This is a genomic window from Microbacterium sp. NPDC097977, from assembly GCF_040302605.1.
Taxonomy (GTDB): domain Bacteria; phylum Actinomycetota; class Actinomycetes; order Actinomycetales; family Microbacteriaceae; genus Microbacterium.
Genome location: NZ_JBEOUR010000111.1, coordinates 1 through 7492, shown reverse-complemented (window position 1 = coordinate 7492; position 7492 = coordinate 1). Strand labels below are relative to the sequence as shown.

At 68.7% G+C, this 7492-nt stretch carries 7 protein-coding genes; 3 read left to right on the top strand and 4 right to left on the bottom strand.

The window, feature by feature from the left end; translation table 11 throughout:
• The 4 genes from ABTZ43_RS16450 to ABTZ43_RS16435 form a co-directional block, all read right to left on the bottom strand.
• Window positions 1-649, bottom strand: a 649-nt coding sequence (locus tag ABTZ43_RS16450) for an SDR family NAD(P)-dependent oxidoreductase (RefSeq protein WP_350539558.1), incomplete at its 3' end; no start/stop codon positions are given.
• A complete protein-coding gene (locus tag ABTZ43_RS16445; protein WP_350539557.1) occupies window positions 646-1395 on the bottom strand; it encodes a polyamine aminopropyltransferase in 750 nt (249 codons plus the stop codon). The genes ABTZ43_RS16450 and ABTZ43_RS16445, both read right to left, overlap by 4 nt.
• Window positions 1392-2192, bottom strand: a complete 801-nt coding sequence (locus tag ABTZ43_RS16440) for a hypothetical protein (RefSeq protein WP_350539556.1) — start codon at window positions 2190-2192, stop codon at window positions 1392-1394. Before ABTZ43_RS16440 ends, ABTZ43_RS16445 begins: the two co-directional genes overlap by 4 nt.
• 362 nt (window positions 2193-2554) lie before the next feature.
• Window positions 2555-4777, bottom strand: coding sequence for a glycoside hydrolase family 3 C-terminal domain-containing protein (locus ABTZ43_RS16435; RefSeq protein WP_350539555.1), 2223 nt, complete (start codon window positions 4775-4777; stop codon window positions 2555-2557).
• A 233-nt stretch (window positions 4778-5010) separates the two neighbouring features.
• Here ABTZ43_RS16435 and ABTZ43_RS16430 point away from each other — a divergent pair, with 233 nt between their 5' ends.
• The 3 genes from ABTZ43_RS16430 to ABTZ43_RS16420 all read left to right on the top strand — a co-directional run.
• Entirely contained in the window at window positions 5011-6345 is a 1335-nt protein-coding gene (locus tag ABTZ43_RS16430) for an MFS transporter (protein ID WP_350539554.1), read from the top strand.
• A 95-nt stretch (window positions 6346-6440) separates the two neighbouring features.
• Window positions 6441-7034, top strand: a complete 594-nt coding sequence (locus tag ABTZ43_RS16425) for a TetR/AcrR family transcriptional regulator (protein ID WP_253385159.1) — start codon at window positions 6441-6443, stop codon at window positions 7032-7034.
• Window positions 7035-7147: 113 nt separating this feature from the next.
• A partial coding sequence (locus ABTZ43_RS16420) for a hypothetical protein (protein ID WP_350539553.1) occupies window positions 7148-7492 on the top strand: 345 nt, incomplete at its 3' end.

Here is a 7492-nt window from a genome sequence, read left to right as displayed (position 1 = left end):
GCAGCAGGTGCTTGAGCGGCGTGCGATAGACGAGGCGCATGATCGTGCTCGAGTCGGACGCGAAGTTGGTCTGCACGGTGCCGGGGTGGAAGGCGACCGAGGTGAGGCCCTCGCCGTGGAACTTCGTGTGCAGGCTCTTCGTGAAGAGGACGTTCGCGAGCTTGGCATCGCCGTATGCCTTGTTCGCGCTGTACTTGGCGCGATTGTCGAGGTCGTCGACGTCGATGCGCCCGAACAGCCGGTGAGCGACGCTGGAGGTGTTGATGACCGCCGCGCGGCCGGTGCGCAGCTGCGGCAGCAGGAGGTTGGTGAGCAGGAAGGGCGCGAGGTGGTTGACCTGAAGGGTCTTCTCGTGGCCGTCGACCGTCGGGGTCTGATCGCCGAAGATGCCGCCCGCGTTGTTCGCGAGCACGTCGATGCCGCCGTCGCCGACGGCATCCGCGATCTTCGCGGCGAGCTCGCGCACGTCATCGAGCCGCGCGAAGTCGGCGGTGAACCACTCCGCACCTGTGTCGGCGGCGACCGCGCGCGTCTTCTCGACCGAGCGTCCGACGAGGATCAGCCGATGGCCGTCCTCCGAGAGCTGGCGGGCCGATGCCGCGCCGATGCCGTCGGACGCCCCCGTGAGCACGATCGTCTTGGTCGTCATGATCCTGCCTTCGATGGGCGATCGGATGCCGGATCCCCGGCGGTGCGGCTGCGCGCGACGTACACGGTGTTCGACGAGGTGCCGCCGGTGACGGCGTTCGCGAAGTCGACGACGTGAGCGACGACATCATCGAACACGGCGCGCATCGTGCCGAGGAAGTCCTCGTCGGGCGGGTCGTCCGACCACAGTGCGAACACTCCGCCGGTGGCGAGGTGTCGATCGAGCGATCGCAGGCCGTCGACCGTGTAGAGGTCGGCGTGCGAGGCGTCGAGCTGATGGCGTGGGGAGTGGTCGACATCGAGGAGGATCGCCGAGTAGTCGCCCTCGCCCTCGCGGGGTGCGGCGCGCACCAGCGCGAAGAAGTCGTCTTCGACCAGGCTCGTGCGGGGATCCTCGACGAGTTCGGCCGACACCGGAAGCAGCAGTCGCTGATGCCAGCCGATCACCGCGCCCAACCGATCGACCACGGTGAGTGAGGTCACCCGCGCGTCGCGCAGTGCCGCGACCGCCGTGTAGCCGAGCCCCAGTCCGCCGACCAGGACGGTGAGGTCGTCACCCGTGACGGCGGCGAGACCCAGATTCGACAGTTCCTCCTCCGCCACCGTGAACAGACTCGACATGAGGTACTCGTCGCCGAGCTTGACCTCGTAGATCTCCTGGCCGACTGAAGGATCCGTCCTCCGGCGCAGCATGAGCTCACCGATCGGGGTCTCCTGCCAGTCGAGCTCTTCGAATCTCGTGATCACTGCGCCGCTTCTCCGTCGTTCGTCGTCTTCGGGGGCAGGTGCAGCGGCTCGGGCATCGGCTGCGGGGGCGCGGCTGGAGCGGCGATCTCGCGCGCCACCTGCTTCTCGAGCACCTGCACGGCCTCGTCGCTCAGCAGGATCAGCCCTTCGAGCTCGTCGCGCACGCGACGGTAGGCGACGTTTCGCTCGGCCTGGGTCGCCGACTCGTCGACGGCGACCTTGAGCAGTTGCTGCGCGCGATCGAGTCTCTTGCGCTCTGGTTCGGTGAACGACGAGTCGCGCAGACGGCGGGCATCCTTCTCGGCGATCTCGAACGCGACGGCGTAGGCGCCCACCGCGTCGAGGTACTCCGAGACCTGCTTCTCGGTGACGGTCTGCTCGGCGGACGCCGGTCGCAGAGCATCCGCCGTCTTCTTGGCCCGCAGGAACGCCGCGACCAGGGGCTGGCGCCCGTCGCTCATGGCGGGGAAGGCGATCAGCTTCGCGACGTCGAGCTCGTAGTCGAGCCAACGCGCGGTGATCTCGTCGTGCTCCGAGAACAGCCGCTCGAGCAGCGCGTTTGGGGCCACGGATGCCGTCGTGTCGATGACCGCCGGGCCCACCCGCCTGGCAGTGCCGCCGCGCGCCTCGAGCTGCGCCGTCTTGATCTCCGCCTTCAGGCGCAGCGTCTCGAGGCGTCGCTCATGGCGGCGCTTCGCATTGCGCTCCCACGCCTTCGCCGCGCCGCCGGCGACACCCATGATGGGAAAGATGATCCACCAGGGCACGGTGCCGAGCCAGCTGAAGAAGGGTTCCATGATGCCCTCAGCCTACTTCTCGGGGTTCCCGCCGTCGCCGGCTCTCGGTGCGCCCGCCGGGGCGGGTTTCCGCTGCGGGCACACCGTCGGATGCCGGTGTGCCCGCGCCGACGCCGGTCCCCCGAGTGACGGGCGGGCACGGTTCCCGGCGGGCGCCGTTCACAATTCAGCACCGTTGGTCGACCGCCGGCGTCGCGCGCCGGACGATCCGCGGTTCGTCGGCGCTCGGCCTCGGGCGCGAGATTTTCCTTGCTGAATTGTGAACCACGTTCGCCGGAGCCCGCCCACTGGCGTCGCCGAAGGACGGCGCGGACCGAGTCTCAGCCGCGCTGAGCGCGCTCCAGGACGGCGCGGACCGAGCCTCAGCCGCGCTGAGCGCGCTCCACGAGCGCGACGAGCTCGGCGCGCGGCAGCGGGAATCCGTCGAGGCGACCGACCGGGAAGTTGCCGAGCATCTTGAGCATCTCGCCACCTTCGGATCCGAACTTCTCGGCGATGACCGCGGCGAACTCCGCCCCCACGACCGGGTCGACCAGCAGCTCTTCGAAGGACGAGCCGAGGCTGACCGGCAGCACGACCTCGTCACCGTCGATCGTGACGGTGGTGCGGGCGCGCAGATCACGGCTCGACGAGCCGAGGTCGATCACGTAGTCGCCGCCCTCGACGATCCAGCGGTCGACGCGCACGTCCCAGTACGCCAGCTCCGCGCGGCGAAGTCGCAGCTCGACCTCGACGGTCTCGCCCGACTCGATCAGCACCGACGCGAAGGCCTTGAGTTCGCGCGGCGGGCGCTGCACCGACGATCCGGGCAGGCTCGTGTACGCCTGCACGACCTCGCGGCCGGCGACCGTCCCGGTGTTCGTGACCGGCACCGTGACGACGACGTCGCCCGAGCCGTCGAGCGACGCCGTCGCGTCGCCGTACGAGAACGTCGTGTACGACAGGCCGTGCCCGAACGGGAAGGCGACGGGCAGGTGCCGTGCGTCGTACCAGCGGTATCCGACGAGCAGGCCCTCGCCGTAGAGAGAGTGGCCGTGCTCGCCGGGGAAGCTGCCGAAGGCGGGGGTGTCCTCGAGACGCAGCGGGATCGTCTCGGCGAGCCGGCCCGACGGGTTCACGACACCGAACAGCACGTCGGCGGTGCCGCCGCCTCCTGCCTGTCCGAGCAGCCACGCCTCGACGATTGCGGGCACCCGGTCGGCGAACGGCAGGGCCACGACCCCGCCGTTCGAGAGCACGACGACGACGTTCGAGGTGACTCCGAGCACGGCATCCAGCAGATCGAGCTGGTCGGCGGGCAGGTCGATGTGTTCGCGGTCGAAGCCCTCGGACTCCTCGTGCGCGGGCACGCCCAGGAAGACGACCGCCACATCGGCGGCGGATGCGGCGGCGACGGCCTCATCGCGCAGGGCCGCGGAATCTGCATCCGCGTCGGCGCCGATCGTGAAGCCGGCGGCGAACGCGACCTCTCCGTCGCTGAGCGCGCGGATCTCGTCGAGAGCCGTGTCGATGCGGGTCGGGTTGATCTGCGACGAACCGGCGCCCTGGAACCGCGGGGTGCGCGCGAACTCGCCGATCACGGCGAGTTTCGTCGACGGCTGCAGGGGCAGGATGCCGCCCTCGTTGCGCAGCAGCACGATCGAGCGGCCGGCGACCTCGCGGGCGAGCGCGTGGTGTCCGTCGACGTCGAGCGGGCCCGACGCCGCCGGGCGCGCCTGGGCCTTGCGGGTCAGGTCGAGCAGGCGGTCGACCACGGTGTCGACGGCGGCCTCGTCGAGGGTGCCGTCCTGCACGGCGGCGACGATCTCGGCATCCGTGCGTCCGCTGCTGCCCGGCATCTCGAGGTCCATTCCCGCGATGACACCCGCGACGCGGCTGTTGACCGCGCCCCAGTCCGAGACGACGATGCCCTCGAAGCCCCACTCGTCGCGGAGCACCGTCGTGAGCAGCCACGGATCCTCGGACGCGTAGACGCCGTTGATCCGGTTGTACGAGCACATGATCGTCCAGGGCTGGGCGTCTTCGACGACCCGCTGGAATCCGCGCAGGTAGATCTCGCGCAGCGTGCGCGGGTCGACGTCGCTCGAGACCCGCAGGCGGTCGGTCTCCTGGTTGTTCGCGGCGAAGTGCTTGAGCGATGAGCCGACGCCCTGCGACTGGATGCCGCGCACGAGACCTGCCCCCATCGCGCCCGAGACGATCGGATCCTCCGACATGTACTCGAAGTTGCGGCCGCACAGGGGCGAGCGCTTGATGTTGATGCCCGGGCCGAGGATCACCGCGACGTCCTCGATCGCGGACTCGACGCCGAGAGCGACGCCGACGCGCTCGGCGAGGGCGGGGTCGAAGGTCACCGAGAGTCCGACAGCGGGCGGGAAGCAGGTGGCGGGGATGCTGCCGGCAAGGCCCAGATGGTCGGTGTCGCCGCCCTGCTTGCGTAGGCCGTGGGGCCCGTCGGTGAGCATGAGGGAGGGGATGCCGAGGCGGTCGATGCTCTTGGTCGTCCAGAAGTCCGCGCCGCTGGTGAGCGCGGCCTTCTCTTCGAGGGTGAGGTCGTGGGCGCGCGCGCCGGTGGGCTCGGTCATGGGATTCCCTCTCGCCGTTGAGTCGGATCGGGCCGCGTCGAAGGTGCGGCATCCGCTCGATTCTCAAAACTTTAATCGTTATGGTTTTCTCCCACAAGGAACGATCGACATCTGCGGAGGAATCTCTTGCACTGAAAACCTGAACGGTCTAGGTTTTCATCCACGGGAGCGAATCTCCGGCATGTCGCGGCGTTGCGACGCCTTCGGACTCCCACCGGCCGAAGGAGGCAGGCATGAGCGGTTCCGCAGCGGGTACGCCGTCGGGGATGACGACGGCGACGGCGGTCGCACGGGAGCATCACTGGTTCGCAGAACCGACAGAGCCGGCGAAGAAGGGGTACGTCGCCTGGCTGATCATCGCGCAGTTCATCTTCTTCATCGCCCTGCTGGGGCCGGCCGTCGTCGGCATCGGGCTGAAGATCCAGGACCTGCAGAACGCCGGGGCGATCGCTGACGGCGCGGCGGGCTTCAACACGGCATCCGCGATCCTCGGTGGAGTGGGAGCGTTCTTCGCGACTGTCGCGAATGTGGTGTTCGGACGCGTCTCCGATCGCACGACGAGCCGATGGGGGCGCCGACGGATCTGGATCGTCCTGGGCACCGTCATCATGACGATCGGCTTCGTGCTCATGGCGCTCGGGCCGAGCCTGCTCGTCGCCACGATCGGCTGGGCCATCGCCCAGCTCGGCGCGAACATGACCCTCGCGCCGTTCGTCGCGACGATCGCCGACCAGGTGCCCAAATTCCAGCGTGGATCCGTCGCCGCGGGTCTCGGCATCGCACAGAACCTCGGCATCGTCGGCGGTGTCTACGTCGCCGGCTGGTTCTCGTTCAACCTCTTCATCGTTTTCGTGATCCCCGCGATCCTCGCGATCATCGCCATGGTCGTCTTCGCGATCGTGCTGCCCGACCGGGTGCTCCCGGGCCGGCCGCCGCGGATCAGCTTCCGCGAGGTCGTCCAGACGATCTGGGTCAGCCCGGTCGCGCACCCCGACTTCGCGCTCGCCTGGTGGTCGCGCTTCCTCATCACGTTCGCGAGCTTCGGGTTCACCACCTTCCGCTTCGCCTACATGGGCTTCCACCTGGGGGTTCCCGAAGAGGAGATCGGCCTGCTGATCGCGAACACGACGCTCGTCTACACCGCGGCCCTGGTGGTCACGGCCTGGATCGCGGGCAAGATCTCGGACAAGATCGGTCGGCGCAAGGTCTTCGTGTGGACCTCGACGGTGCTCTTCGCCGCCGGCACGTTCGCGCTGATCTTCATCCAGGACGTCCCGTCGTACTACGTCCTGGAGATCCTGCTGGGGGCCGCCTTCGGAATCTACGTCGGCGTCGACCTCGCGCTGGTCGTCGACGTGCTGCCGAACCCGGACGACTCGGGCAAGGACCTGGGCGTCTTCAACATCGCCAACGCGCTGCCGCAGACGGTGGCCCCTCTCATCGGAGGCCTCGTGCTGGCATCGACGGGCGGTGCCAGCGGTGCCGACTACACGGTCTGGTTCACGATCTGCGCGGTCGCGGCGCTGATAGGCGCCGCGGTGATCTTCCCGATCAAGAGCGTGAAATAGCGGGGACAGGGAGTGGCGACCGGATGCCTCGGGGGCGCATCCGGTCGTCACGGGTCTCCGCTCGAGCGTTCATCGGATTCTCCTAGACTGACGTCATGGCACGACGGGGGCAGTACGCGAAGGGTGCGGCGAAGCGCGCCGAGATCCTCGCTGTCGCGCTCGACGTGGTCGCCGAACTGGGCACCCGCAAGGCATCGAATCGGGAGATCGCCGCTCGCGTCGGACTCACTCAGCCGGGACTCATGCACTACTTCAGCACCCGCGAAGAGCTCTTCCTCGAGGTGCTCCGTGCGCGCGACGAGCGCGATCATCGGCAGTACCACTCTCCGGACGGCGCATTCGAGGGCTTCCTCGATGTCATCACGCACAACGCCACCGTGCCGGGACTCGTGAGGCTGTACGTGGAGTACTCGGCCGAGGCGACGATCGAAGGGCATCCGGCTCGGGCGTTCTTCGAGGAGCGCTTCGTGTGGGTGCGCACGCTGATGACCGAGGCCGTGCGTCACGAGCAGGCCGTCGAGCTGATGGGGCCGGACGTCGACATCCCCTATGTCGTGGATCTGGTCATCGCGGCCGCCGACGGGTTGCAGGTGCAGTGGCTGCTGGATCCCTCGATCGACATGGCCGACCGGCTCGCGCGCCTCTGGCACGGCATCCGCGCGACGTCGTGGCCGGCCGTCGTCACCTGACCTCCGACGTTCCGTCGATCGCAGCCGTGCACCCCTGCGGCCACGTTCCGCGTGCACGGAGACGCGCTTAGATAGCATTTTCCGTAATTACGAACTTTTGATAAGTTCGAATCATGGAATCCGAGAACGAGCGCGCGATCGAGCGCCGCCTGGCCGACCTCGAGCACGAGGTCGCGCGGCTCTCCGCCCTCGCCGAGGGGCGTATCGACGTCGTGCCTTCGGATGCTCCGGACCCCTCGGATGCTCCGGACCCCTCGGGTGCTCCGGGCTCGTCGGAGCTGGCGGATGTTCCCGATGTCCAGGATGCCGGTGCGGCGCCGGATGCCGCTGATACGCCCGCCGGCGCGGACGACCCGCTCTGGTTCGTGAACGAGCTCGGCCGACGCGTGCCGGGTGCGGTCATGATGGCCGGCGCGGTCGACACCGCCGCAGGGCCCGTCCGCTGGCAGTACGGCCTC

Bases quoted from the DNA above. Each gene is read 5' to 3' on its own strand.
- ABTZ43_RS16425 (WP_253385159.1), top strand. From the start codon at position 6,441: ATGGCACGACGGGGGCAGTACGCGAAGGGTGCGGCGAAGCGCGCCGAG.
- ABTZ43_RS16440 (WP_350539556.1), bottom strand. From the start codon at position 2,192: ATGGAACCCTTCTTCAGCTGGCTCGGCACCGTGCCCTGGTGGATCATC.
- ABTZ43_RS16430 (WP_350539554.1), top strand. From the start codon at position 5,011: ATGAGCGGTTCCGCAGCGGGTACGCCGTCGGGGATGACGACGGCGACG.
- ABTZ43_RS16435 (WP_350539555.1), bottom strand. From the start codon at position 4,777: ATGACCGAGCCCACCGGCGCGCGCGCCCACGACCTCACCCTCGAAGAG.